The organism is Isoptericola sp. Y541 (assembly GCF_059445465.1).
In genome coordinates this window covers 240,218-266,508 of sequence record NZ_JCAIUJ010000006.1, presented here as the reverse complement: position 1 = coordinate 266,508, position 26,291 = coordinate 240,218, and the positions used below count along the sequence as shown (strand labels likewise).

Annotated in this window: 21 protein-coding genes; 4 read left to right on the top strand and 17 right to left on the bottom strand. The window is 73.7% G+C overall.

Translation table 11 applies throughout. The features are described from left to right. Both AC1C2V_RS14825 and AC1C2V_RS14820 read left to right on the top strand, forming a co-directional pair. On the top strand, positions 1 to 423 hold the full coding sequence (locus AC1C2V_RS14825; RefSeq protein WP_495390389.1) for a hypothetical protein: 423 nt from the start codon (positions 1 to 3) through the stop codon (positions 421 to 423). Positions 424 to 768: 345 nt separating this feature from the next. Continuing rightward, a complete protein-coding gene (locus AC1C2V_RS14820; protein ID WP_495390442.1) occupies positions 769 to 3,033 on the top strand; it encodes a RecQ family ATP-dependent DNA helicase in 2,265 nt (754 codons plus the stop codon). A 46-nt stretch (positions 3,034 to 3,079) separates the two neighbouring features. Here the strand turns inward: AC1C2V_RS14820 and AC1C2V_RS14815 are convergent, their stop codons facing one another. Beyond that, positions 3,080 to 6,424 (bottom strand): DEAD/DEAH box helicase, encoded by a 3,345-nt coding sequence (locus AC1C2V_RS14815; RefSeq protein ID WP_495390388.1) that lies wholly within the window; start codon positions 6,422 to 6,424, stop codon positions 3,080 to 3,082. 170 nt (positions 6,425 to 6,594) lie between these two features. After that, entirely contained in the window at positions 6,595 to 7,920 is a 1,326-nt protein-coding gene (gene hisD / locus AC1C2V_RS14810; protein WP_495390387.1) for a histidinol dehydrogenase, read from the bottom strand. A gap of 58 nt (positions 7,921 to 7,978) precedes the next feature. Here hisD and AC1C2V_RS14805 point away from each other — a divergent pair, with 58 nt between their 5' ends. Further along, positions 7,979 to 8,215, top strand: a complete 237-nt coding sequence (locus AC1C2V_RS14805; protein WP_495390386.1) for an RNA-binding S4 domain-containing protein — start codon at positions 7,979 to 7,981, stop codon at positions 8,213 to 8,215. A gap of 78 nt (positions 8,216 to 8,293) precedes the next feature. Here the strand turns inward: AC1C2V_RS14805 and AC1C2V_RS14800 are convergent, their stop codons facing one another. Genes AC1C2V_RS14800 through dnaE form a run of 3 tightly spaced genes read right to left on the bottom strand, consistent with a single transcriptional unit; the run spans position 8,294 to position 12,860 of the window. Beyond that, positions 8,294 to 8,698, bottom strand: a complete 405-nt coding sequence (locus AC1C2V_RS14800; protein ID WP_495390385.1) for a pyridoxamine 5'-phosphate oxidase family protein — start codon at positions 8,696 to 8,698, stop codon at positions 8,294 to 8,296. A gap of 56 nt (positions 8,699 to 8,754) precedes the next feature. Further along, positions 8,755 to 9,309 (bottom strand): NUDIX hydrolase, encoded by a 555-nt coding sequence (locus tag AC1C2V_RS14795; protein ID WP_495390384.1) that lies wholly within the window; start codon positions 9,307 to 9,309, stop codon positions 8,755 to 8,757. Further along, a complete protein-coding gene (gene dnaE, locus AC1C2V_RS14790) occupies positions 9,306 to 12,860 on the bottom strand; it encodes a DNA polymerase III subunit alpha (protein WP_495390383.1) in 3,555 nt (1,184 codons plus the stop codon). Before dnaE ends, AC1C2V_RS14795 begins: the two co-directional genes overlap by 4 nt. Positions 12,861 to 12,963: 103 nt before the next feature. Here dnaE and AC1C2V_RS14785 point away from each other — a divergent pair, with 103 nt between their 5' ends. Further along, positions 12,964 to 13,959, top strand: coding sequence for a LacI family DNA-binding transcriptional regulator (locus AC1C2V_RS14785; protein ID WP_495390382.1), 996 nt, complete (start codon positions 12,964 to 12,966; stop codon positions 13,957 to 13,959). Between the two features lie 17 nt (positions 13,960 to 13,976). Here the strand turns inward: AC1C2V_RS14785 and AC1C2V_RS14780 are convergent, their stop codons facing one another. The 12 genes from AC1C2V_RS14780 to murG form a co-directional block, all read right to left on the bottom strand. Then, positions 13,977 to 15,977 carry a pectate lyase-like domain-containing protein gene (locus AC1C2V_RS14780; protein ID WP_495390381.1) on the bottom strand — a complete coding sequence of 667 codons (2,001 nt, stop codon included), beginning with the start codon at positions 15,975 to 15,977 and terminating at the stop codon, positions 13,977 to 13,979. Positions 15,978 to 16,064: 87 nt separating this feature from the next. After that, the gene (locus tag AC1C2V_RS14775; RefSeq protein WP_495390441.1) at positions 16,065 to 16,997 is read right to left on the bottom strand and encodes an RluA family pseudouridine synthase; all 933 of its coding nucleotides are present in this window, start codon (positions 16,995 to 16,997) and stop codon (positions 16,065 to 16,067) included. A 2-nt stretch (positions 16,998 to 16,999) separates the two neighbouring features. Continuing rightward, positions 17,000 to 17,683, bottom strand: coding sequence for a signal peptidase II (locus AC1C2V_RS14770; protein ID WP_495390380.1), 684 nt, complete (start codon positions 17,681 to 17,683; stop codon positions 17,000 to 17,002). Between the two features lie 55 nt (positions 17,684 to 17,738). Continuing rightward, positions 17,739 to 18,200, bottom strand: coding sequence for a TraR/DksA family transcriptional regulator (locus AC1C2V_RS14765; RefSeq protein ID WP_495390379.1), 462 nt, complete (start codon positions 18,198 to 18,200; stop codon positions 17,739 to 17,741). Between the two features lie 160 nt (positions 18,201 to 18,360). Beyond that, complete coding sequence (locus tag AC1C2V_RS14760) at positions 18,361 to 18,996, bottom strand: DivIVA domain-containing protein (RefSeq protein WP_495390378.1); 636 nt, start codon at positions 18,994 to 18,996, stop codon at positions 18,361 to 18,363. A 183-nt stretch (positions 18,997 to 19,179) separates the two neighbouring features. Next, positions 19,180 to 19,473: a YggT family protein gene (locus AC1C2V_RS14755; protein WP_495390377.1), complete on the bottom strand. Its 294-nt coding sequence runs from the start codon at positions 19,471 to 19,473 to the stop codon at positions 19,180 to 19,182. Positions 19,474 to 19,552: 79 nt separating this feature from the next. After that, the gene (locus tag AC1C2V_RS14750; RefSeq protein WP_495390376.1) at positions 19,553 to 20,029 is read right to left on the bottom strand and encodes a cell division protein SepF; all 477 of its coding nucleotides are present in this window, start codon (positions 20,027 to 20,029) and stop codon (positions 19,553 to 19,555) included. A gap of 142 nt (positions 20,030 to 20,171) precedes the next feature. Continuing rightward, a complete protein-coding gene (locus tag AC1C2V_RS14745; RefSeq protein WP_495390375.1) occupies positions 20,172 to 20,993 on the bottom strand; it encodes a purine nucleoside phosphorylase YfiH/LACC1 family protein in 822 nt (273 codons plus the stop codon). A gap of 7 nt (positions 20,994 to 21,000) precedes the next feature. Then, entirely contained in the window at positions 21,001 to 22,335 is a 1,335-nt protein-coding gene (gene ftsZ, locus AC1C2V_RS14740) for a cell division protein FtsZ (protein WP_495390374.1), read from the bottom strand. Positions 22,336 to 22,582: 247 nt separating this feature from the next. Further along, positions 22,583 to 23,338, bottom strand: a complete 756-nt coding sequence (locus AC1C2V_RS14735) for a cell division protein FtsQ/DivIB (RefSeq protein WP_495390373.1) — start codon at positions 23,336 to 23,338, stop codon at positions 22,583 to 22,585. Positions 23,339 to 23,580: 242 nt separating this feature from the next. Beyond that, positions 23,581 to 25,119: a UDP-N-acetylmuramate--L-alanine ligase gene (gene murC, locus AC1C2V_RS14730; protein ID WP_495390372.1), complete on the bottom strand. Its 1,539-nt coding sequence runs from the start codon at positions 25,117 to 25,119 to the stop codon at positions 23,581 to 23,583. After that, the gene (murG, locus tag AC1C2V_RS14725; RefSeq protein WP_495390371.1) at positions 25,116 to 26,291 is read right to left on the bottom strand and encodes an undecaprenyldiphospho-muramoylpentapeptide beta-N-acetylglucosaminyltransferase; all 1,176 of its coding nucleotides are present in this window, start codon (positions 26,289 to 26,291) and stop codon (positions 25,116 to 25,118) included. Before murG ends, murC begins: the two co-directional genes overlap by 4 nt.

Sequence of the window (26,291 nt, the reverse complement as noted above, 5' to 3'; positions counted from 1 at the left end):
ATGGACTCGTCGCAGGGAGCCGTGCCACCCCGGCATCACGGCGCGCCCGCCGCCCGGGCGCCCGTCGCCCGGTGGTGGCGCCTGGTCGCCGCTGCCGCGGTCCTCGTCTCGGCCGTGGTTCACGTGGTGCTGTACCTCGACGGCTACGACACCGTCGCCGTCGTCGGCCCGCTGTTCCTGCTCAACGCCCTCGCCGGGGTCGTGCTCGCGGTGCTGCTCGTCGCCTGGCGACACTGGCTGCCGCTCGTCGGCGGCATCGGCTTCGGCGGCCTGACGCTGCTCGCGTTCGTCCTGTCGTCGACCGTCGGCTTCTACGGCATCAACGAGACGTTCGCCGGGACCACGCAGATCGTCGCGGCGGCCTCCGAGGTGGTGGCGGTGGTGGCCTCGGCCGTGGCGCTCCTGCGCGAGTACGTGCGCTGACGTGCGCTGACGTCCGCTGCCGCGGGTCGTTCGGAGGGGCACGGGGGCGCCGGGCCTGTGGAGGGCCGGGGACGGGCGTCGGCGGGGGCGCCTACGATCGACGACGTGAGTCACTCCGACGACCCGTACGCCGACCTCGTGTTCGCCCCGACCGACGAGGACGTCCCGCCGGACGACCAGATGCCCGACGACCAGATGCCGGACGACCAGATGCCGCATGGGCAGGTGCCGCCGGGTGACCCCGCTCCGGAGCCGGAGCCGCCCGCCGCACCGACCGCTGAACCAAGCCAGGAGTCCGCGACACGGCAGCCGTCCGGCGATGCGGCGAAGCGCGCGAAGCTCGCGATGCTGCGCGGCCTGCTCGACAGTGCCGGCGAGGGCGGCGGCACCCTGCGCGAGCAGGCCGAGGAGGCCCTGCGTGCCCTGGTCGGCCGCGAGGACGCCGCGCTGCGCGACGACCAGTGGCGCGCCATCGAGGCGCTGGTCGCGTTCCGTCGTCGAGCCCTGGTGGTGCAGCGCACCGGCTGGGGCAAGTCGGCGGTCTACTTCGTCGCCACGTCGCTGCTGCGCGCGCGTGGTGCCGGGCCCACCGTGATCGTGTCTCCGCTGCTGGCACTGATGCGCGACCAGATCTCCGCCGCGGCGCGCGCCGGCATCAGGGCCGTGACCATCAACTCCTCGAACATCACCGAGTGGGACCAGGTGCACGCGGCGATCGCCGCCGGCGAGGTCGACGTGCTGCTGTGCTCCCCGGAGCGGCTCAACAACCCCGCCTTCCGTGACGAGGTGCTCCCCCGGCTCGCGGCGGACGCCGGCCTGGTCGTGATCGACGAGGCGCACTGCATCTCCGACTGGGGGCACGACTTCCGCCCGGACTACCGGCGCATCCGCACGCTGCTCACCGACCTGCCCGAGGGCATCCCGGTGCTGGCCACCACCGCCACCGCCAACGCCCGCGTCACGGCCGACGTCGCCGAGCAGCTGGCCATCCGGGGCAACCGCCCGGCCGCCGCCCAGGGCGAGACGTCGACCACCGACGAGGTCCTGGTGCTCCGCGGCGGGCTGGACCGCGAATCCCTGCACCTGGCCGTCCTCGAGCTGCCCGACCAGCCCACGCGCGTCGCGTGGCTGGTCGAGGCGCTGCAGGACGTCGACGGGTCGGGCATCGTCTACTGCCTCACGGTGTCGGCGGCCGAGCAGGTCGCGGAGCAGCTGCGGGGGGCCGGGCTCACCGTCGCCGCGTACACCGGCCGCACCGACCCAACCCAGCGGGAGCAGCTGGAGGAGGACCTCAAGGAGAACCGGGTCAAGGCGCTCGTCGCGACGTCTGCGCTCGGCATGGGCTTCGACAAGCCGGACCTGGCGTTCGTGGTGCACCTCGGGGCCCCGTCGTCGCCCATCGCCTACTACCAGCAGGTGGGGCGTGCCGGGCGTGGCGTGGACGACGCGATCGTGGTGCTGCTGCCGGGGCAGGAGGACCGGGCGATCTGGGACTGGTTCGGCGCGCAGGCCTTCCCGGCCGAGGCGCAGGTAAGGGCCACGCTCGACGCCCTGTCCGCCGCGGACGGCGCGGTGTCGACGCCCGTGCTCGAGACGCAGGTCGACCTCAAGCGCTCGCGCCTGGAGACGATGCTCAAGGTGCTCGACGTCGACGGCGCGGTGCGCCGGGTGCAGGGCGGCTGGGTCGCGACGGGGACGCCGTGGGAGTACGACGCCGAGCGGTACGCCAGGGTGGCGGCCACGCGCGAGGCCGAGCAGCAGGCGATGGTGGACTACGTCGCCACCTCCGGGTGTCGGATGGCCTACCTGCGCGCCCAGCTCGACGACCCGGAGCTTCCGGCGGGCTGGACCTGCGGGCGCTGCGACCGGTGCGGGTCGGTCGCGCTGCCGGCGGTGCCCGACGCCGAGGCCATCGCCGCGGCCCGCGCGGACATGGACCGACCCGGGGTCGAGGTCGGGCCGCGCGCGATGTGGCCGTCCGGGCTGGCCGCCCTCGGTCTCGATCTCAAGGGCAAGATCCCCCCGGCGGAGCGCGCCGAGACCGGGCGGGCGGTGGCCCGGCTCGACGGGCTCGGCTGGTCCGGTCCGTTGCGGGAGCTCCTCGCCCCGACGGCTCCCGACGGCGAGGTGCCCGTACCCCTGCGGCACGCCGCGGCCCGGGTTCTGGACGACTGGGACGCGATCCACCCCGGCGGCGCCCCCGGTGGCGACGGCGCGGACGACGACTCCCGGGGCGCCGACGAGGCGCCGCCCCGGCACCTGATCGAGGGAGTGGTCGCGGTGCGGTCGGTCACCAGGCCGCAGCTCACCTACCACCTGGCCTCCGGCCTGGCTGCCTACCTGGGAGTACCTCTCATCGGCGCCGTGGGCCCCGAGCCGGGTGCCGAGCAGCCTGGCCGGCACGACGTGAACTCGGCGATGCGCCTGGCGGGGGTGGCACGCCGGCTGCGGCTCGAGCTGAACGACGCGGCGCTGCAAGGGCTGCCCGGGCGCACCGTGCTGCTGGTGGACGACTGGACGGAGTCGGGCTGGACCCTCACGGTCGCGGCACGGCTGCTCCGCCAGGCGGGCGCGACCGCGGTGCACCCGTTCGTGCTCGGGATCCGCTGACGACCCGCCGACGACGACCCGCCACTGACGGCCTGGCCCGGGCGGGCTATCCCTCCAGCAGCCCGCGCACGTCCTCGGCGGCGAGGGCGCGCGCGAACGTGCCCGCCTCGTCGTCCATGACGGCGTCGAAGAGCCGGGCCTTGCGCCGGGCCAGGGCCATGACCTTCTCCTCGATCGTGTCCGCCGCGACAAGGCGGGTGACCACGACGTTGCGGGTCTGGCCGATGCGGTGCGTCCGGTCGATCGCCTGGGCTTCCGCCGCCGGGTTCCACCAGGGGTCGAGCAGGTAGACGTAGTCGGCCTCCGTGAGGTTGAGCCCCACTCCCCCCGCCTTGAGGCTGACGAGGAAGACCGGGGCGTCGCCGTCCTTCCAGCCACGGATCACCTCGGCGCGCCGGCGGGTGGCGCCGTCGAGGTAGGCCGTGGCGAGGCCGGCGGCCGCGCACCGCGACTCCACCCGCCGCAGGAACGACGTGAACTGCGAGAAGACCAGGGCGCGGTGCCCCTCCGCCGCGATCTCGACGAGCTCGTCGGCGATGACGTCCAGCTTCGCCGAGGCGACGTGCGCGTACGCGTCGTCTACCAGCGCGGCGTCGAGGGCCAGGCGGCGCAGCGTCGTGAGGGACCGGAAGATCGCCACCCGGTTGGCGTCGAAGTCCTCCAGCAGGCCGAGCAGCCGCTGCCGCTCGCGCTGCAGGTGCGTGTCGTAGATCTTGCGGTGGTCGGGCGTGAGCGGCACCCGCAGCACCCGCTCCTGGCGCTCCGGCAGCTCGGGCGCGACCTGCTCCTTGGTGCGGCGGAGCACGAGCGGACGGATGCGGCGCTTGAGCCGCCCGAGAGCGCGGTTGCCGGCCGCGACCACCTGGGGGTCGTCGTCCTTCCCGGCGGCGTCGACGAGGCGGGCCGTCTCGGCGCGGAACCGGTGCATCGAGGGGTAGAGTCCCGGCGCGACGATCGCGAGCACCGCCCAGAGCTCCATGAGGTTGTTCTCGAGCGGGGTCCCGGTGATCGCGAGCTTGAACGGAGCGCCCAGCAGGCGCGCCGTCTCGTGCGCCCGGGTACGCGGGTTCTTGGCTACCTGCGCCTCGTCCAGGATCAGCCCGCTCCAGTCGAGGGCCTCGAAGGCGTCGAACTCGAGCCGGAAGACGGCGTACGACGTGACGAGCACGTCGGCCTGCGCGGCGAGCTCCGCCACGCTCGACCCCAGCTTGCGGCCCGTGGCCACCATCGGGACCACCCGTAGGTCCGGCGTGAACCGCGCGGCCTCGTCCGCCCAGTTGCCGACCACGGAGGCCGGCGCGACGACGACGAACGGCGGGGCGCCCGGCTCCGTGGCCCGCGCGTGCGCCAGGAATGCCAGGGCCTCGACGGTCTTTCCGAGCCCCATGTCGTCGGCGAGGATGCCGCCCAGCCCGTGCCGCCACAGGAAGGTGAGCCACTCGAACGCCTGGTGCTGGTAGGGCCGCAGCTCCGCCCGGACCCCCGCGGGCACGGCGACCGGTTCGGGTACGGCCTCCCCGGCGGCCAGCGAGCGCAGCCCCGCGAGCGACCGCCGCCACGCCTCGGCCGCCTCCACCACGTCGGCGACGTCCTCCAGCTCGCCCCACAGCTGCGCGTCGTAGCGGCTGACGCGCGCCCTGCCGGGACGGTCGCTCAGCGCGGTGGCCTCTGCGATCAGGTCACGCAGCCGCCCCAGCACCGGCTGGTCGAGGCGCAGCCACGAGCCGTCCACGAGCAGCAGCCGCCTGTCCCCGTGCGTGAGCGCGGTGAACAAGCGGGTGAACGGGAGCAACTTGCCGGCCACCGTCACGGAGATGCCGAGGTCGAGCCAGTCGGAGTCGCCGGACGGCGCCCCCGACACGACCACCCGCGGCGCGGCGTCGAGGTGCAGGTAGTCCGGCACGTCGCTGGCGTCGACGCGCACGTCCCCCACCGTCGCCAGCGCCGGGAGCACGCCGTGGGCGAGGTCCAGCGCGTCGAGCCCGGCGAGCTCCGCGCGGGTGCCGAGCTCGAAGCGCTCGAACCCGGGCACGCCACGCACCGTCGCCTGCGCCTTCGCGAGGATCTCTGCCTCCGTGTCGACGTCACGGAGGCTGTCGGCGTCGGCGCCCTCGAGCGGCACGGTGCGGGGCCGCTCCGCGGGGCGCCGGCCGGCGTGCTCCGCAGCGAGCTCGACCGGCGGGTACTCGAACGACCACTCGACCCGCGCGTTCTCGGGCGACGCGAACGCGACCCGGGCGACGAGGACCGGGCGCGGCAGCTCCGGCAGCGCGACGCTGCCGTCGGAGACGACTCGCAGCGCCCGCCGCAGCGCCGGGAGGTGCTCGGCGAAGAGCTCGCCGACGTCGTCGGTGGGCACGTCGACGCGGCCCACCACGACCAGCTCGCGGGTCGCGTCGCCCAGGCGCCGAGCCGTGGGACCCAGGCGTAGCACCGTGCGCCCGTCCCCCGCCTCGACCGCATACAGACCGGTGTCGCCGACGGTCCCGAGCGTCGCGCCGTCGACCCGGTCCACGCCGTCGAAGGCGGCGACCGCCTCCAGCCGCACACCCGCCCCGCTGTCGCCGGCGGCCCCGACGACCAGACGGGCCTCGGCCCGGCGCGCGAGGCGGACCTCGTCGCGCGCCCCGTGCGCGACCAGCGGGATCTCGAGGTCCGGCGCCTCGGCCAGCAGCGCCCACACGCCCCGGCCGCCCGCGGCGAGCGGGCGCCAGGCCTGGCGGGTGCGGCCGTATCCGCCGCCTTCGCCGAGGGCCGACCCAAGGTCCGCGAACCAACGCCGGACCTCCGGCGCGGGGGTCGCGCGGACGTCGGAGAACGCGTAGAGCCCGGTGGCGAGCGCCTCCCAGCTGCCCTCCGGCGCGACCTTCCAGCCGTTCCGGCCCCGGACCACCGGCCGCACGGCCAGCTGGGGCGGCAGGTCGCCGAACGGCTCGTCGAGGCGGAACCGCAGCGCGACGGGCAGGACACCGCCGGAGCCGTGCCCCGCCGCCGGCAGCGGCCCCGCCCTCGTGACAGGGGCGAGGAGACCGCGCCATCCGTCGGGCTGGTCCGACCGGTCGCCGGCCCCGCGCTCGCTCTCAGCGCCCGCCACCTGACCGACGTGGAGCAGGGTGGCCGCGACGTGCTTGCAGTCGCCGCCGACGGGGCAGCTGCAGGTGGACGCGTCGAACTCGTACCGGCCGTCGCCGCCGATCGTGAACCAGACGCGGCAGGTATACGGCTGCGGCCCGCTCCCCGCGACGCGGGACGTCAGCACCAGCGCGTCGGGGTCCCACCGCCACGTCGTCACCATGCCCGCGCGCTGGTAGCCCTGGGCCCGTCGGAACGCGGCGTTCCCGACGATCCCGCCCACCGCGATCGGATCGAGGCGGGGCGGCGGGGCGGGCATGCGTCAATGCTCGCACGCGCCACCGACCGAGCCGACAGGGTGGAGTCGTGCGCTTGGCACACTATTCTTTGCACGTCGGAACATCGTGTTCGCGGAACAACGGGGGCCACCGCCCGGCGCGATGCCGGTCGACGGCCCCGAGTCGATCCCGCTCTCGGTCGATCGCGTCCTCAGAGGAAGCGGCCGCGCACCGCCTCGCCGTGCGCAGGCAGGTCTTCGTCGTCGGCGACCGCGACGATCCGGTCGGCGAGCTCCCCCAGTGCCTCGCGCGTGTACTCGATCACCTGGACGGACTTCAGGTAGGCGTGTACGCCGAGCCCGCTGGAGAAGTGTGCCGACCCCCCGGTGGGAAGCACGTGGTTGCTGCCCGCCATGTAGTCCCCCAGCGACACCGGCGACCACGGCCCCACGAAGATCGCCCCCGCCGAGCGGACCCGCTCGGCGAGCTCAGCCGCGTTCTCGGTCTGGATCTCCAGGTGCTCCGCCCCGTAGGCGTCCACGACCGCGAGGCCGTGCTCGAGGTCGTCGACCAGCACGACCGCGGACTGCGGCCCGCCGAGCGCCTGCATGACGCGCGCGGAGTGCTTCGTGGAGCCGACGAGGTCGCTGACGCGCGCCTCCACGGCACCCGCCAGCTCCACCGACGGGGTGACCAGCACGGACGCCGCCATCGGGTCGTGCTCGGCCTGGCTGATGAGGTCGAGGGCGACGTGCCCCGGGTCCGCCGTGGCGTCGGCCAGGACGGCGATCTCGGTGGGGCCAGCCTCCGCGTCGATGCCGACCACCCCGCGCACCAGGCGCTTCGCGGCCGTGACGAAGACGTTGCCCGGCCCCGTCACGACGTCCACGGGTTCGCACAGCACCGCTCCGTCCTGCGGCTCGGAGCCCGCCGCGCCGTAGGCGAACATGCCGACCGCCTGGGCGCCGCCGACGCCGTACACCTCGTCCACGCCGAGCAGGGCGCACGCCGCGAGGATGGTCGGGTGCGGCAGTCCGCCGCTCTCCTTCTGCGGCGGCGACGCGAGGGCCAGGCTGCGCACCCCCGCCTCCTGCGCGGCGACGACGTTCATGATCACCGAGGACGGGTAGACCGCCAGCCCCCCGGGCGCGTAGAGCCCCACGCGCTGGACAGGGATCCAGCGCTGGCGCACGACCGCGCCGGGGCCGAGCCGCGTCGTGTGCTCGGTCGGGACCTGCTCGGCGTGCACGGCCCGTACGCGGCGGATCGCCTCCTCCAGGCCGGCGCGCACGACCGGGTCAAGCCCCGCGAGCGCGTCGTCCAGGGCGGCCGCCGGGACGCGGAGATGCTCCGGTCGCACCCCGTCGAAGCGCTCCGCCAGGTCGCGCAGCGCGGCGGCGCCCCGGGTGCGGACGTCGGCGAGGATGCGGGCGACGGCGTCCAGCGCCTGGTCCACACCGACCTCGGGGCGCGGCAGCACCCCGAGCAGTTCGGTGCGGGTCAGGTGCTGCCCGCGAAGATCGATGCGTCGGATCACCCGACCAGTCTAGGCAGCGCAGGTCGGCGGCGGGCGGCGTCTGTCGGAGAATGGACGCATGAGCGCGAATCCCGATACCCCGGACGTCCCGATCCGCGACGATCTGATCCGGCTGGGTCAGTTCCTCAAGCTCGCCGGCCTGGCCGAGTCCGGCACCCACGCGCGGGAGCTGGTGTCCGACGGCGAGGTGCGGGTCAACGGCGAGGTCGAGACCCGCCGGGGCCGCCAGCTGGTGCGCGGCGACCGCGTGACGCTCTCCCTTCCCGAGGGCGACGAGTCCGCGGTCGTCGCCTGACCAGCGCTCTCGTTGTGGGCGCGAGACACGCCGCTATCACCTCCGTCATTGCGGCGTGTCTCGCGCCCACAACGCTCCTCAGGCCATGTAGGTCGACGCCATGGCGCGGTCCACCCGCAGCCGCAGCACGACCGGGTCCGGTTCGGGCGCGAGCGGCCCGTAGCGTCTCGCGTTCCGGACGACGACCTCCGCGACCTCCTGGGCGTCCTCGGCCACCTCGATCGCGCCCTCGAGCGTGATCCAGCGACCGCCGTCGACCTGGCAGAGCGCCGCTCGCGGCAGTGAGCCGTCGGAGGCCGCGCGGCGGGCGTTGGTCACCTTGACCGACGTCCGCGGCGCGACGGCACGCGCCACACCCGTGCCGGCGTCCCACGTGAAGGCCACCGGCACCACGTGCGGGCTGCCATCGGCGCGCAGCGTGGTCAAGGTGGCGAGATGGCGCTCGGTGACGAACACGAGCTGCTCGGGGTTGAGGCGGAACACGGCATGAGCCTACGGGCAACCACCCAGCGCCCCCGCGGAGTCAGAAGCCGTCGGTGTCAGAAGCCGTGGGTGAGGATCGGCGGCACCTGGGTGCCGTGCCGACCCGCGTCGTGCAGCGCCCGCAGGACGGCGAGCTCGTGCGGCACCACCGGCTCAGGCAGCGCGACGAACGCGAACCACCGCAGGTCGGCCGCCTTGTGCGGCTCGCGGATCTCGGGGGTGCCCGACCAGCGCGTCGCGGTGAAGAAGAAGTCGGCCCGCTGCTCGAGCGCGGGGCCACCGGGCTGCCCGCGGTGCATGGTCGTCACCGGGGCCAGGTCCGCGGGCTCGATCTCGACGCCCAGCTCCTCGCGCGCCTCGCGCACGGCGGCATCGACGACGGACTCCCCCGGCTCCACGTGCCCGGCGGCACCCGCCGCCCAGTGGCCGTCCATGAACCCGGTGCCCTGCCGCAGGTGCAGCAGTACCTGCCCCTCCCGCCGCAGGTACACGTACGCGGCCGGCACCACGCGGAACCGATGGTCCGCGGATCCGTCGTCCCAGGTCTCGACAGGCTCGACCGGCGGGGTGGGCTCGACCGGCGGGGTGGGCTCGACCGGTGGGGTGGTCATGACAGGCAGCTCGGGCCGAGCAGGGCCTTGAGATCACCGAACAGGGCGGGCGACTTCTCGACCCGCAGGGTGTCCGCGGCCCGGACCACCGTGCGCTTGCCCGGCTCGGCGACGCTCACGTGCACCTCGGCCGAGCCGGGGTGCGTGGCGAGCACCTCGCGCAGCCGCACCATGACCGGCTCGACGCACCGGGTGTGCGGCACGGTCACGAGCACGGGCGCGTCCGCGACGGCGGACGTGTCCGGCAGGGACACCTCCATGGCCTGCAGCTGCATCTGATCGTCGCGCCGGCGCACCCGGCCCCGCAGCGTCACGACCTGGTCCTCCGCGAGGATCGTCGAGTACGCGAGGTACGTCTCGCCGAAGAACATCACCTCGACCGCGCCCTCGAGGTCCTCGACCGTGACGGCCGCCCACGGGTTGCCGTTCTTGCTCATCTTGCGCTGCACGCTGGTGAGCAGACCGGCCACCGTGACGGTCGACCCGTCCTGCCGGCCCTCGTCGGCCATCAGGGAGGCGATCGACGTGTCGGCGGCCCGCGCGAGCACGTGCTCCAGCCCGGACAACGGGTGATCGGACACGTACAGGCCGAGCATCTCGCGCTCGAAAGCGAGCCGCTGCTTCTTGTCCCAGTCCGGCAGGTCGGGCACGTCGACGGCAAACGTCATCGCCGCGTCCTCCTGGTCGCCGCCGAAGTCGGCGAAGAGGTCGAACTGCCCCTCGGCCTCCTTGCGCTTCACGGAGATGACCGAGTCCACGGCCTGCTCGTGGACCACGAGCAGCGCCCGGCGAGGGTGCCCGAGCGAGTCGAACGCCCCGGCCTTGATGAGCGACTCGATGGTGCGCTTGTTGCACACGACGGCCGGCACCTTGTCCAGGAAGTCCGTGAACGAGGTGAAGACGCCCTTGGCCTCGCGGGCGGCGATGATCGCGTCCACCACGTTGGCGCCGACGTTGCGCACGGCGGTGAGGCCGAACCGGATGTCGGAGCCGACCGCGGTGAACTTGGCCGCGGAGTCGTTGACGTCCGGGGGCAGCACCGTGATGTGCATGCGACGGCACTCGCCCAGGTAGAGCGCCATCTTGTCCTTGTCGTCCCGCACGCTCTGCAGCAGGCCGGCCATGTACTCGGTCGGGTAGTTCGCCTTGAGGTACGCCGTCCAGTAGGACACGACCCCGTACCCGGCGGAGTGCGCCTTGTTGAAGGCGTACCCGGCGAACGGCACCAGGGTGTCCCAGACCGCCTGGATCGCGGCCTTGGAGTAGCCGCGCTCCTTCATGCCCGCCTCGAACGGCACGAACTCCTTGTCGAGGATCTCCTTCTTCTTCTTGCCCATCGCGCGGCGCAGCAGGTCGGCCTGACCGAGCGAGTAGCCGGCGAGGACCTGCGCGGCGCGTTGCACCTGCTCCTGGTAGACGATCAGGCCGTAGGTCTCGTCGAGCACCTCGGCCAGCGGCTCCGCCAGCTCCGGGTGGATCGGCTCGATCTGCTGCAGGCCGTTCTTGCGCAGCGCGTAGTTGATGTGCGAGTTCATGCCCATCGGCCCGGGCCGGTACAGCGCGATGACGGCGGAGACGTCCTCGAAGTTGTCGGGCCGCATCTGGCGCAGCAGGGAGCGCATGGCTCCGCCGTCGAGCTGAAAGACGCCGAGCGTGTCGCCCCGGGCCAGCAGGTCGTAGGTGGCCTGGTTGTCGAGCGCCACCGTCTCGATCTCGAGCGGCTCCTTGCCGTTCATCTCGATGTTCTCGAGCGCGTCGTCGAGGATCGTGAGGTTGCGCAGCCCGAGGAAGTCCATCTTGATGAGGCCGAGGCCCTCGGACGTCGGGTAGTCGAACTGGGTGATGACGGCGCCGTCCTGGGGGCGGCGCATGATCGGGATGATGTCGATCAGCGGGTCGCTGGACATGATGACGCCCGCGGCGTGCACGCCCCACTGCCGCTTGAGGCCCTCGATGCCGCGGGCCGTCTCGACCACCCGCTGGGCCTCGGGGTCGGCGTCGTGCACCGCGCGGAACTCCGCGGCTTCGGCGTACCGCTCGTGCTTCGGGTCGAAGATCCCGGACAGCGGGATGTCCTTGCCCATGACGGCCGGCGGCATCGCCTTGGTGAGCTTCTCCCCCATGGCGAAGGGGAAGCCGAGCACGCGCGAGCCGTCCTTGAGGGCCTGCTTGGCCTTGATGGAGCCGTACGTGACGATCATCGCGACGCGGTCGTCGCCGTACTTCTCGGTGACGTACCGGATCACCTCGGAGCGCCGGCGCTCGTCGAAGTCCACGTCGACGTCGGGCATCGAGATGCGCTCCGGGTTGAGGAAGCGCTCGAAGATCAGGCCGTGCTTGAGCGGGTCGAGCTCCGTGATACCCATGACGTAGGACACCATCGAGCCCGCCGCGGAGCCACGGCCCGGCCCGACCCGGATGCCCTGCGCCTTGGCCCAGTTGATGAAGTCGGCCACCACGAGGAAGTACCCCGGGAAGCCCATCTGCATGATGACCTCGACCTCGTAGTTCGCCTGCTTGCGCACGTCGTCGGGGATGCCGTCCGGGTAGCGGCGGCGCAGGCCCGCCTCCACCTCCTTGACGAACCAGCTGATCTCGTCCTCGCCGTCCGGCACGGGGAACCGCGGCATGTAGTTCGCCTTGGTGTCGAACGAGACCTCGCAGCGCTCGGCGATGAGCAGCGTGTTGTCGATCGCCTCCGGCAGCTCGGAGAACAGGCGGCGCATCTCGGCGCCCGAGCGGACGTAGAAGCTGTCCCCGCTGAACGCGAAGCGGCTGCCGCCCTGGTCGTAGGTCGGCTCGTCGAGCGTCGACCCGGAGTTCACTGCGAGGAGGACCTCGTGCGAGCTGGAGTCGTCCTGCTTGGTGTAATGCAGGTCGTTCGTGGCCACCAGCGGGGCGCCGATCGTCTCGGCGAGACGCAGCAGGTCCTTGTACGTGCGGGACTCGATCTCGATCCCGTGGTCCATGACCTCGACGAAGAAGTTCTCCTTGCCGAGGATGTCCTGCAGCTCGCCCGCCGCGCGCACCGCCTCGTCCCACTGCCCCAGCCGCAGCCGGGTCTGGACCTCGCCCGACACGCAGCCGGACGTGCCCATGAGCCCCTTGCCATAGGTCTCCAGCAGCTCGCGGTCCATCCGCGGCCACTTGCCCATCTGACCTTCGAGAGACGCCAGCGACGACGCGCGGAACAGGTTGTGCATGCCCTCGTTGTTGCGCGCCCACAGGGTCATGTGGGTGTACGCGCCGCCCGCGGACACGTCGTCGCGCCGCTGGTGCTGCTCGCCCCACTGCACCTTGGTGCGGTCGTGGCGGCTGGTACCCGGCGTCACGTACGCCTCGACCCCGATGATCGGCTTGACGCCGTACTTCTGCGCCGTGCTCCAGAAGTCGAACGCGCCGAACAGGTAGCCGTGGTCGGTGATGGCGATGGCCTTCTGGCCCAGCCGTTGCACCTCGCTGAACAGGTCGTTCATCCGCGCCGCGCCGTCGAGCATCGAGTACTCGGTGTGCACGTGCAGATGGACGAAATCGTCAGTCTCGGCGGGCATGCGATGAGTCTAGGCAGAGCCACCGACGGGCCGGTGCCACTAGCCCGGGGTGTCCCGACCCCGCGTAAGGTGCTGGCAACCGTCGACAGCCCGAGGAGGAGCAGTGCCGCGAGTGACCAGCGCCGACGTCGCGCGCGCGGCAGGCGTGTCGCGGACGACGGTGAGCTACGTGCTCAACAAGACGCCCGGGGCGTCGGTCTCCGACACCACGCGAGGGCGCATCCGCGCCGCCGCCGAGCGGCTGGGGTACGCGCCGTCCGCCGCCGCGCGGACGCTGCGACGCGGGCGCAGCGACCTGGTGGTGGCCGTGCTGCCGGACTGGCCGGCCGGCCCCGTCGTCGAGGACCTCCTGGACCACCTCACCGACCCGCTCGCAGCCCGCGGGCTCTTCGTCCTCGTGCACCACCATCGCGACTCCCGCGACCTGGCCGAACTCTGGCGCGCCGTGGCGCCCCTGGCGGTGGTCGGGCTCGCGCCGTTCACCGCGGCGGACGCGCTCGCCATGGAGCTGGCCGGGATCCTTGTCGTCGGGGCGGTCGAGCACACCACCTCCGACGCCACCTCCGACGGCACGGCCGGGGACGACTTCGACGCCTCGCAGCGCGGGATCGGCGACCTCCAGGTGCGGCACCTGGCGCGGGCCGGCCACGAGCGCCTGGCGTTCGCCACCACCGACGACCCCCGCCTGAGCCGGTTCGCCGACGGCCGCCTCGCCGGCGTCCGCGCGGCGTGCGCCGCCCTCGGGCTCCCCCCGCCGCCGTCGGTCGCCGTCCCGGCCGGGGAGCCGGCGGCCGGTGCGGTGCGCGCCTGGTCCGACGGGGGGATCACCGCCGTCGCGGCCTACAACGACGACGTCGCCCTCGCCGTGCTCGCGGGCGCGCGCGAGGCGGGGCTGACGGTGCCGTCGGGGCTCGCGGTCGTCGGCGTCGACGACTCCCCCGCGGCGCGCGTAGCCGCCCCGCCGCTCACGACGGTCGCGCAGCCCGTGACCCGCCAGGCAGAGCACCTGGCTGCCTCGGTCCTCGCCGCCCTCGACGGCCGCGAGGCCCCGCCCTGGCCGGCCGAGGGCGCCCGCGTCGTGGTGCGCGGGTCCGCCTGACCCTCGGCCGGCGCGCGTCAGGGCGTCGGGTGGTCGACGACGTACTCGGGGGTGCCCGACGTCGACGGCGGCACCGCGTCGCCCACGCCGTTGACGACGTGCTCGATGGTCCCCGCGCTGAGGTTCACGGTCATGAGGTGGTGCAGCCGCACGCCCGGCCGCTCGGGCACCGCGAACCCGTTCTCGGTGACGATCTGCGGGTTGTTCTGGTTGAACACGTACACCCCGCCGCCGAAGAGCCGGTGCCGCCGCACGTCGTCGCCGACCTTGTACCCCTCCCAGCCCAGGGTCCCATCCGGCTGCGTCCAGTCCGCCTGCGTCGGCGGGTCGTACGGCAGCTCGTTCTGGTAGAGCACCACGGTGCCGTCCTCGCCGTTCCAGACCGTGTTGTGCTCCTGGAAGTGCTCGACGAACAGGCCCGTCGCCGTCACCCGGTCGCCGTTGACGACCACGCCGGTGCGACCGACGTTGGTGCGCCAGCGCTCCGAGTCGCCGTTGACCCCCTCGGACCCGTCCGTGGCGAAGCCCTCCACGCCGTGGTCCGCGCGCCACACCCAGGCGTGGTCGATGAGCACGTCGTCGGCGTTGATCTCGAGCGCGACATCGGTGCTGCCGACGTGCGGCCCGCCGACGCGGAAGTACACGTCGGACAGCGTGACCGGGTTCGTGCCGGTGGTGCAGCGCGGGTCGAGCCAGGCGTAGAGCGGGCGGGTGCAGAGGCGGTCGCGCAGCGCGTCGACCTTCTCGGCCCATCCGCGCTTCGGGGCCGTGCCGACCCGCAGCAGCGCGGGCGACTCCTCGACCCCGGCGTCGATCGTCACGCCGGCGACGACGACGCCCGCGGTGTCCGCGACGACGAGCGGCACCGCTCCGCCTACCGACGTGAGGGTCGCGTGACCCAGGCCGAGCACGACCGTACCCGGCCGCGTCACCCGGATGCTGCGCGCTACGTCGTACACGCCGGGGGTGACCAGGAGGTGCTTGCCCCGCGCGAGCTGGGCGTTGATCGTGGCCACCGAGTCGCCCGGCCGCGCGATGTAGAAGTCCGTGATCGGCACGGTGCGACCCGCCGTGACGCCGTCCGCCCACGAGACGCCGCTCGTCCCGGTCCGCGCCTCCGGCACGCGCACCTGGTACCGGCCCTTCGCGTCCACGAACAGGTACGGCTTCTCGCGGCTCACGGGCGTCTCGTCCAGCGTGGTGTACGGCTCCGCGGGGAAGCCCGCCTCGCTCGGCGCGCCCTCGACCCCGGAGAACACCTGGTTCCACACTCCGTTGGACCAGCCGCCGCCCAGCTCGCTGTTGCGGGTGAGCCACTGCTGCTGGGACCCGTTGACGACGGACGTGTCGAACCGGGAGTCGGCGATGAACCCACCGCTGGCGAACTGCGGCCCCGCGGTGCAGTAGTCCATGAGCGACAGCGGCCCGCGGACGTCGAGCCGGCGCATCGAGACCGCCTGCGAGACGGCCCAGAAGTTCGCCGTGGCCTTGCAGCCGTCCTGGCCGGACGTGTTCACCTCGAGGGAGAGGTTCGAGACCGTGCGCCAGAAGTTCACCAGCGCGATGCAGTTCGGGTTCGCGTCGTCGCCCAAGCAGCGGTTGCGCACCTCGATCGCGCCCTCGACGGTGACGTCCTGCGGCGAGGCGCCGAGCCCGGCGACCTCGGTGTAGTAGCCGACGTTCACCTGCAGCGGGTCCGCCGCGGACCCGTAGGTGCCGGGCAGGAAGTACACCGCGTGCCGGCCGGCGCCCATCTCCGCATCCACCTGCTGCTCGTGCAGCGCGTCCATCGTCGCCTGGATCTCGGCCTGCGGCGTGTCCGGGCCGAAGACCGTGACGTTCGGGCCGAGGTCCGGGTCGGTCGGATCGACGCGCTGGGTCGGGGCGGCCTGCGCCTCGCCGACTCCTGTGGCGGCCCCCGCCAGGACGGTCACGAGTGCTGCTCCTGCCGCGACGACCGGCGTGAGCCGGTGCCGACGTCTCGGCGCCGGGGATCCCGGCGCAGGGTGTGCTGGCATGCGTCCTCCTCGTCGAGGTCGCGAGTGACTCGTGTCACCCGTCCCGACGAACGCTAGGGCGTGGGACGTCGTGGGACAAGACCTGCGCTACGCGTACGCGCCGCGCACGACCTCGAGGGCGTGGGCGAGGTCGTCGGGGTACTCGCTGGTCACCTCGACCCAGCGGCCGGTCAGCGGGTGCTCGAACCCGAGCCGCACGGCGTGCAGCCACTGCCGCTCCAGCCCCACCTTCGACGCCAGCACCGGGTCCGCGCCGTAGGTGAGGTCGCCGACCAGCGGGTGGCGCACGGCCTGGAAGTGCACCCGGATCTGGTGCGTGCGCCCCGTCTCCAGGTGCACCTCGACCAGCGACGCCGCGGGCAGCATCTCGAGCACCTCGTAGTGCGTCACCGAGTGCTTGCCGTCCGCCACGACGGCGAACCGGTAGTCCGCGCTCGGGTGCCGGCCGATGGGCGCGTCGATGGTGCCCGCGGTCGGCTCCGGGTGGCCCTGCGCGAGCGCGTGGTAGACCTTCTCGACGGTGCGCTCCTTGAACGCGCGCTTCAGGCCGGTGTACGCCGCCTCGCTCTTGGCCACCGCCATCAGGCCAGAGGTGCCCACGTCGAGGCGGTGCACGATCCCTTGCCGCTCGGCCGCGCCGGAAGTCGCGATCCGGTAGCCGGCCGCGGCCAGCGCCCCGACGACGGTGGGCCCGGTCCAGCCGGGCGACGGGTGCGCCGCGACCCCGACCGGCTTGTCCACGACCACGACGTCGTCGTCCTCGTAGGCGATCGACATGCCCGGCACGGGCTCCGCGACGACTGCGGCAGACGCGGGCCGGGCCTCGGGGACCGTCACCTCGAGCCGGCCGCCGGCCACCACCCGGTCGGACTTGCCGACCTCGCGACCGTCCAGGAGCACCGCCCCCGACGCCGCGAGCTCCGCCGCCTGGGTGCGCGAGAACCCGAGCATCCGGGCGAGGGCCGCATCGACGCGCTCGCCCGCCAGCCCGTCGGGGACGGGCAGCGTCCGCGTGGACACCGTCAACGTCCCTCGTCTGTCGCGCTGTCTGTCGCGCTGTCGGTCACGCTGTCGGTCGCGGCGTCGTCGTCGCTGTCGGTCGCGGCGTCGTCGTCCGTGTGCCGACGGCCGTCGAGCCCGATCCCCCGGAACGACAGGATCACGATGAGCACCGCCGCGGTGACGACAGCGATGTCCGCGACGTTCCCCACGAAGACGCCGTAGTCGATGAAGTCGACCACGTGGCCGCGCGCGAAGCCGGGGTCGCGGAAGAACCGGTCGCCGAGGTTGCCGAGCGCCCCTCCGAGCAGCAGCCCCAGGGCGACGGCCCACCCGGTCGAACCGATCCGGCGGATCGCACGCACGATGACCACGACCACCACGCAGACCACGATGGTCAGCAGCCACGTCATGCCGGTCGCGATCGACAGCGCCGCACCCGAATTGTAGATCAGGCGCAGCTGCAGCAGCTCGCCCACCAGGGGCGACGGCGCGTCGCCGAGGGTGAGGGCCGACTCGGCCCACCACTTGGTGAGCTGGTCCGCGAGCAGCACGATCGCGGCCAGCGCGAACGTCCAGGTCAGCAGGCGCCGGCGCCGCGCCGGGGACACGGTCTCGGCGGGGGCGCCCGACAGGGGCGACTCGGGTGCGCCGGCGCGCGGCAAGGGCTCAGGGGCCGGGGCAGAGCCGGCGGGCGTGGTCGACATCGTGCGCAAGTCTAGGCCGACGCACGGTGAGCCAGGACGTGCGCCAGGACGCGGGTCAGCGCCGCTCCTCGCGCGCCTTCGCCTCGAGGGAGAGCGTCGCGCGAGGGAACGCCTGCAGGCGGGCCTTGCCGATGGGCAGCCCGGTGACCTCGCAGGTGGCGTAGGTGCCCTTGCTGATGCGGTCGACGGCGTGCGACGTCTGGGCGAGCAGGTCGCGCATGTTGTTGACCAGGGTCAGCTCCTGCTCCCGCTCGAGCGCGCTCGAGCCGTAGTCGGCCTGGTCGTCGCCCGCGCCGTCCCCGGAGTTGCGCAGCAGGTCCGAGAGCTCCTGGTCGGCCGTGGCGAGCTCGCGCTCGAGCCGCTCCCTGTCCTCGAGCAGGAAGGCGGCCAGCTCCTCGACCTCGCGCAGGCTCCACGGCTCCTCACCGTCACGGACCGGGAACGACTTCACGTCCCGCGCGAGGTGCGGGAAGTTCTCCCGCAGAGCGGCGCGAGTGGTGGTCGAGAGCTTAGCCATCGGTGCCCTTTCGTTGGTGCGTCGACGACGAGTCAACGCAGCGTAAGGGCGCCGAGCGGCCCGCACAACAGCACGCGCGGTGAGGCGCGTGAGGTCGTGCGGGCCGCTCGGCGCGACAGAGGGAAGACGGAGCGGGATGCGCGGGGTGACGGCCCCCCGCTCAGAGCTCCGAGCTACGGCCGGCGGCGGCGTTCTGCCGCTGCTGGGGCGGCAGCGCCGAACCCCGGGCGTCGAGGTCGCCCAGCAGGTTCTGCAGGAAGCTCTTGAGGCGCGTCCGGTAGTCCCGCTCGAAGAGCCGCAGCTCGTCGATCTTGCGCTCGAGCAGCGACCGCTCCTGCTCCAGCTGCGAGAGCGTGCGGTGGCTCGTCTCCTCCGCCTCGCGGACGATGCGCGAGCCCTCGGACTTGGCCTCGGAGATGAGCCGGTCGCCCTCCTCCTGGCCGGACCGCACGTAGTCGTCGTGCAGCTTCTGGGCCAGCTGGAGCATCCCGGTCGCGGACTCCGGCTCCGCCGGCTGCTGCTGCGCCGCCGCGGCGACCGGCGCCGGGGTCGGCGCGGGAGCCGGGGTGGGCGTGGGGTGCGCCTGCTGCGCCGCGTCCGAGCGGCTCAGCTCGCCGACGCGGTGCTCCGCAGCCGTGAGCTTGGAGCGCAGGTCGTCGTTCTCCTCCTGGACCGCCGTGAGGGTCCGGACGACCTCATCGAGGAAGTCGTCGACCTCTTCGACGTCGTAGCCCTCACGGAACTTTGTCGCGGAGAACTTCTTGTTCAGGATGTCCTCTGCCGTCAGCAGCGCCATCGTCTCACCTCATTGCGGTTGCAACAGTAGTCGGGGGACCCCGTACCGGGTCGTCTGGATGACCACGGTAGCGGACGCGTCCACGGACGACCCGCTCGAGGGGGCCGGTGCGTCCCGCCCACACGACGTCTTCACACCTGCCGCCGTGGGCGTGCCAAAGGGGTCGAGGTCGGGGCCGACCGCTCAGCGGCTCGCGAGGGACGAGAAGACCCGCATGAGGATCGACACCCCGAGGAAGAGCACGAGGAACGCGAGGTCCAGGCGGATCTGGCCCAGCGTCAGGGGCGGGATGAGGCGGCGCAGAAACCGTAGCGGGGGGTCCGTGACGGTGTAGACCCCCTCGGCGACGACCAGGAGGACACCCTTCGGGCGCCAGTCCCGGGCGAAGAACTGGACCCAGTCGAAGACGAGGCGCACGATCAGGCACAGCAGGAACAGCCAGAGGACGACGTAGACCAGGTTGAAGACGAGGCTCACAGGTCGAACCTACCGGAGGGGCGGACGGCCCCGGGCCGGGCACGGGCTGCCCCGGCCGGTCGTGCGCGTCGGAACGCGGTCAGCTCTGGTTGTAGAAGGCGCCCCGGCCGGCGGTGGGCTTCTCCGGAGGGCGGCGCTCCTCCCCCGCGATCTCGACGTGCTCGGGAGACAGCAGGAACACCTTGTTGGTCACGCGCTCGATCGAGCCACGGAGCCCGAAGATCAGGCCGGCCGAGAAGTCGACCAGGCGCTTGGCATCGGCGTCGTCCATGTCGGACAGGTTCATGATCACGGGCGTACCACCACGGAACGCCTCGCCGATGGTGCGCGCGTCGTTGTACGAACGCGGGTGGATGGTCGTGATCCGCCGCAGGTCGGAGGCGACGACGGACTCGCCTGCGCCGCCCCGATGCAGAGGGGTGACCTGCGCCTGGTAGTCGTCACGGTCGCGCACCGGTGCCTCCTGCTCCTCGTACTCGTCGAGGTACTCCTCCGACTCACCCTGGTCGTCGGCGAGCCCCAGGTACAACATCGTCTTGCGAAGCGCTCCGCCCATCGCCCTGCTCCGTTCGTCGCCACGTACCGTCCTCCGTCCCGGACGGTGTCACGACGTTAACCACGCCCGTCCACGCGGGGCCGCACGACACGCCGGGTGTGTCCCGCTCCACGCAGGGCGCCGCTCCGGACGGCACTCCAGGTCACACGAGGACGACGACGCCCGCCTGACGCCCCGTCGTCGCACCGCGGGCGGTGGCGCGACGGTGGGAGTAGAGGTCGGGATCCGTGAGCGTGCACCGGTCCACCCGCACGGCCGGGACGCCGCGGGCAGCGAGCTGCGCCAGCACCCCCGCGGGGAGGTCGAGTGCCGGCGTGCCCGCGGTCGTGGTCGACCAGGTCTCGGGGACGACGGCGCTGACCTCGGCACGCATCAGTGCCGGCACCTCGTAGCAGGTGCCGCAGACCGCCGGGCCGACGGCCGCGCGAACGTCCTCGACGCGGGCGCCGCGGGCGACCATCGCGTCGAGGACGCGGTGCACGACGCCCGCTGCGACGCCCTTGCGCCCGGCGTGCGCGCCGGCCACCACGCGCGCCACCGGGTCGGCCAGCACGACGGGCACGCAGTCGGCGACGAGGACCCCGAGGCCGAGGCCGGCCTCCGCGGTGACCATCGCGTCGGCCTCCCCCGCCGAGGCCGGCGGCTCGGACGACGACCACTCGGCATGCTCGGGTGCCCCCAGGCTCAGCACCTGGTCGCCGTGCACCTGCGCGGCGAACGCGACCGGAGCCCTGATCCATTCCCCGAGCCGCGCCCGGTTCGCCCGGACCCGCACGGGGTCGTCACCGGTCGACATGCCCAGGTCGAGCGAGGACCACGGCGCCGGGGACACCCCGCCGTGGCGCGTCGTGAAGCCCGCCACGACGCCCTCCCCGAGGTCCACCCGCAGCAGCCCCGCACCGAACTGTGCCGGCAACAGCGCCTCCTGAGCCCAGCCGACCATGCCGTCGAGCCTTCCGCTCACTCCTGGCTCACTTGAGGAAGTCGGGCACGTCGAGCTCCTCGGCCGGGCGGCGCGGCTCGTCGAACAGCCGGGGCACCTCGACCGGACGCTCGACGGTGACCCCCTCGCCCTCGGCGTCCTCGACCACCGTGAACGGCCGCCGGGGGTCCGCCGACGCCACCGGGACCGGCGGGGCCGGGGGCGCGTCGAGGCTCACGGGCACGTCGTCCGGCTCGGCCGGGATGGGACGCGGCTGGCCCACCGCCGGGTTGGCCCCCTGGGCGGTACGCGCCGCATCGGGCTGCGGCACGGGCGTGGTCGCCGGGCCGCCCTGCCCGGGCAGCCCCGGCGTGGCGGGCTTCGGGGAAGCCCCCGCGATCTGCCCGAGGCCGCGCCCGTCCTTGCGGGTCTGCGGGACCCCACCGTCGAAGCCGGCCGCGATGACCGTCACCCGCACCTCGTCGCCGAGTGCGTCGTCGATGACGGTGCCGAAGATGATGTTCGCCTCGGAGTGCGCGGCCTCCTGGACCAGGCGTGCGGCCTCGTGCACCTCGAAGAGCCCGATGTCGCTGCCGCCCTGGATCGACAGAAGGACGCCGTGCGCCCCGTCGATCGACGCCTCGAGCAGCGGCGACGAGATCGCCAGCTCGGCCGCCTGGATGGCCCGGTCCTCGCCCCGCGCCGAACCGATGCCCATCAGCGCCGAGCCCGCCCCCTGCATGACGGACTTGACGTCCGCGAAGTCGAGGTTGATCAGCCCCGGTGTGGTGATGAGGTCCGTGATGCCCTGGACGCCCGAGTGCAGCACCTGGTCCGCGGAGTGGAACGCCGCGATCGCCGAGACGCTCTTGTCGGACATCGACAGGAGCCGGTCGTTGGGGATGACGATCAGGGTGTCGACCTCCTCGCGGAGCGCCTCGATCCCCTGCTCGGCCTGCACGGAGCGGCGCCGCCCCTCGAAGGTGAACGGACGTGTCACGACGCCCACCGTCAGCGCGCCGAGCGAGCGCGCGATGCGCGCCACCACGGGTGCGCCGCCGGTGCCGGTGCCGCCGCCCTCGCCCGCCGTCACGAAGACCATGTCGGCGCCCCGCAGGACGTCCTCGATCTCCTCGGCGTGGTCCTCGGCCGCCCTCTTGCCGACCTCGGGGTCGGCGCCGGCGCCCAGGCCACGAGTGAGCTCGCGGCCGACGTCGAGCTTGACGTCGGCGTCCGACATCAGCAGCGCCTGCGCGTCGGTGTTGATGGCGATGAACTCGACACCCTTGAGCCCGACCTCGATCATGCGGTTCACGGCGTTCACGCCGCCACCGCCGATACCGACCACCTTGATCACTGCCAGGTAGTTCTGCGGAGTTGCCACGTCGTTGCCTCTCGGGTCGTTCCTTGTCCCGACGTCCGGTCTCGTTCCCCCTCGTCGACCCGTAGGGTCTCACCTTAAGGTTCGAGTTGAGGGTTAGAGTTATGTCAGGCTGCTGCTGCGATCGACGGTAGGCGTCGTGTCAGGCACGACGCCGGACGTCTCTCGGCGTGTCGCACGCACCCGGTACTTGTGGTGCCCGCACCCGGGTGCTCGACCCGCCCGGTCCCGCGCCGGCCCGGTCACCGGTTCACCGGGTCACCGGGAGCTCGGGCGACGACACGTCGATGGTGCGCGCCTCGCCGTCCAGCTTGCGCAGGGTGCGCACCGCCTCGACCTTGAGGGGCAGGTCCGAGCTACCGCCCCAGCGGATCGTGGTGCCGTCCTCCAGCACCGTCTCCACCGCGTCCTGCGTGTCCGCACTCACCTGCTCGACCTTGTCGGAGAGTCCTGCCGGCAGGGCCGCGAGCACGTGCAGCGCGGCCTGCAGTGCCCGCCCGTCGTCCACCGGCACGTCCACCTGCGGCAACCCGCGGGGAGCCGCGTCGCGCGTCGCGACGCGGACGCCCGCCGAGTCCAGCAGTGCGAGCTCGTCGCCGTCCGGGACGGCGGCCACGGGGACGCGCGGCGTGAGCGACACGACCAGGCCGTGCGGCCAGGCACGCGAGATCCGTACGTCCTTCACGCCGCGGACGTCGAGGACCTGCTCGCGCAGCGCGACGGTGTCGAGCCGCGGCAGGGGCGTGCCGCCGGGGGCCTCGACGATCTCGCGCACCGCGTCCTCGTCGATGTACTCGTCCGCCCCGGAGACGGAGACGTCGCCCTTCTCGAGGGCCAGGACCGGGGACCAGAACGCCGCCACCGCGAGCCCGACCACCACCGCCACGGACAGCACCCCGGCGGCCACCCGTCGCCAGGCGCGGTGCCGACGCATCGCGGTGCGCTCCGCGAGCCGGTCGGCCATCGCCGTCGACACCCGCGGGGGAACCGCCTGTCCGGCCGGCACGACGGCGGTCGTCCCGGAAGACTTCGAGGACGCGGGGGCCTTCTTCCTCGTCGTCGGGGTCGGTGCCCTCGGGGTCGGTGCCCTCGGGGTCGGTGCCCTCGGGGTCGGTGCCGTCGCGGTCGGTGCCGTCGCGGTCGGTGCCGTCGCGGTCGAGGCCGCCCGTGCCGCCGACCTCGTGGCGCCCGTCGCAGGACCCGATGGGGTCGCGCGAGGCGTCGGGCGCGGGCGGGCTGGCGGTCGCATCACCCCATGTTCGCGTCGCCGGGAGCGCTGGTCGGCGACGCCACGCCGGTGGCCCGTGCGGCGAGGTCCGCGAGGATCACCGGCCCGAGCTCGGTCACGTCGCCCGCACCGACCGTCAGCACCAGGTCACCCGGGCGAGCGAGCGCCGCGGCCACGTGCGCGGCCTCGTCGCGGTCCTCCACGGCGCGCACTCCCCCGCCGGACTCCGTCCGCTCGAGCAGGTCCGTGATCGTGCGGGGGCCCACGGCCGGGTCGACGTCCTCGCGCGCCCGGTAGATCCCTGTGACCACGACCTCGTCCGCGAGCGCGAGCGCAGCGGCGAACCGCTCGGCAAAGATGCGCGTGCGCGAGTACAGGTGCGGCTGGAACAGCACGACGATGCGCCCGTCGCCCGCCACGGGCCGCGCCGCGCGCAGCAAGGCCGCGACCTCGGTCGGGTGGTGGTCGTAGCTGTCCACCACCCGCACGCCGTCGGCCTCGCCCTTGGGCTCGAACCGCCGCCCGGTCCCGACGAACGTCGCCGCGCCGGCCACCGCGTCGCCCGGCTCGACGCCCAGCAGCGCTGCCGTGACGACGGCGGCCGTGGCGTTGAGCGCGTTGTGCGCCCCCGGCACGGCAAGCCGCAGGTCACGCGGATCGGCGCCCAGCGGGCCGCCGGACACGACGGCCGCCACGGTCCCGGCGCCGACGACGACGTCGCGGACCCGGACGTCGGCCCCTTCGGCCTGCCCGTAGGTGACGACGGCGTGGCCCGCCGCACGGTGGGCCGCGGCGAGCGCCGCCGAGCCGGCGTCGTCGACGCACGCCACGAGCGTGCCTCCCGGGACGATCCGTGCCGCGAACCGGACGAAGGCCTGCTCGAACGCCTCCTGCGAGCCGTAATGGTCGAGGTGGTCCGGCTCGACGTTGGTCACGACGGCCACCGTGGGGGCGTAGTTGAGGAACGAGCCGTCGGACTCGTCCGCCTCGGCGACCAGCACGTCGGAGCTGCCGAGGTGGCCGCCCGGGACGGCGGTCTCACGGCCGGCGTCGTCCCGCACACGCACCGTGCCGCCGATCGCGAACGAGGCGTCGACCCCGCAGGCCCTCAGCACGGTGGCGACCATCGCCGAGGTGGTCGTCTTGCCGTGGGCCCCGGCGACGGCCACCGCGCGGCGCTCGAGCATCAGGGAGGCGAGGGCCTGCGAGCGGTGCAGCACGCGCACCCCCGCGCCGCGGGCGGCTGCCAGCTCCGGGTTGGTGTCCCGGACGGCCGACGATACGACGACGGTGTCGACGAGCGGCGCGCCGTCCGTGCCCACGACGTGCGCCGCGTCGTGCCCGACCCAGACTCGCACGCCGTCGGCGCGCAGCGCCTCGAGCGCCGGGCCGTCGGCGGCGTCGGAGCCCTGGACGTCGGCGCCGCGGGCGGCCAGCAGCCGCGCCACGACGGAGACGCCCGCGCCGCCCACGCCGATCAGGTGCACCCGGCCGAGGGACTCCACCGGCAGCGCCGGGGGCGGCTCGGGGGCCGGCGTCGCGGGTCCCGTCCCGCTCATGCCTGCTGCTCGGAGTCGGGGCGGGTGCCCGCCTCGGCGACGGCCTCGGCCACGAGATCCGCCACCCGGGCGGCGCCGTCGCGGACGCCGGACGCCCGCGCCGCGGACGACATGGCCTCGAGCCGGGCCCGGTCGGCGAGCAGCGCGGGCACGTGCTGCGCGACCCACGCCGGGCTGAGGTCCGCGTCGTTGACCAGCACCCCACCCCCGTCCTCCACGAGGGGCGTGGCGTTGAGCCGCTGCTCCCCGTTGCCATAGGGCAGCGGCACGTAGACGGCCGGGACACCCAGCGCGGCGAGTTCGCACACCGTGCCCGCGCCGGCCCGACCCACGACGAGGTCCGCGGCGGCGAGCGCCAGGTGCATCTCGGACAGGTACTCCCGCACCTGGTAACGCGCCGCCTCGTGCCCGCCCGCCGCGGTGGCGGCCTCGACCGCCGCCCGCACGGGGCCGTCCTTGCCCTTGCCGGTGAGGTGCAGCACCTGGATCCCGCTGGCCAGCAGGGCGTCCACCGATCCCGCGAGCGCCGCGTTGACCGACACCGCACCCGACGAGCCACCGGTGACGACGAGCGTCGGCAGCGCGGCGTCCAGGCCCAGCGCGTCCGCGGCCTGCACCCGCGCCGCCACGGGGTCGGCCTCGCGCCGCGTGATCAGGTCCGCGATCTCCGCCCGCAGCGGCAGGCCGACCATCTGGGCTCCCGGCAGCGGCGTGCCGGGGAAGGTCGCGCCCACGCGCGCGGCCCACCGGGCGCCGAGCTTGTTCGCCAGGCCCGGGCGCGCGTTCTGCTCGTGAACCACCACGGGGATGCCGCGGCGCCGGGCAGCGAGGTACGCCGGGGTGGAGACATACCCGCCGAAGCCGACGACCACCTCGGCGCCGATCTCGTCGATCGCCGCCTCGGCGGCCCGCACGGCCGCCGTCAGCCGGCCCGGGAGGCGCAGCAGGTCGACGCTCGGGCGGCGGGGCAGCGGCACGCGGGGCACGGGCCACAGCCGGTAGCCGCGCGCCGGGACGAGCTCGGCCTCCAGGCCCGTGGTGGTGCCGAGCGCGAGGACCCGCGCCTCGGGCTCGCGTGCACGTAGCTCGTCGGCGACGGCGAGCAGCGGGTTGACGTGGCCGGCGGTGCCGCCCCCGGCGAGGACGACGGACGTGACTGCAGATCTCTTCAC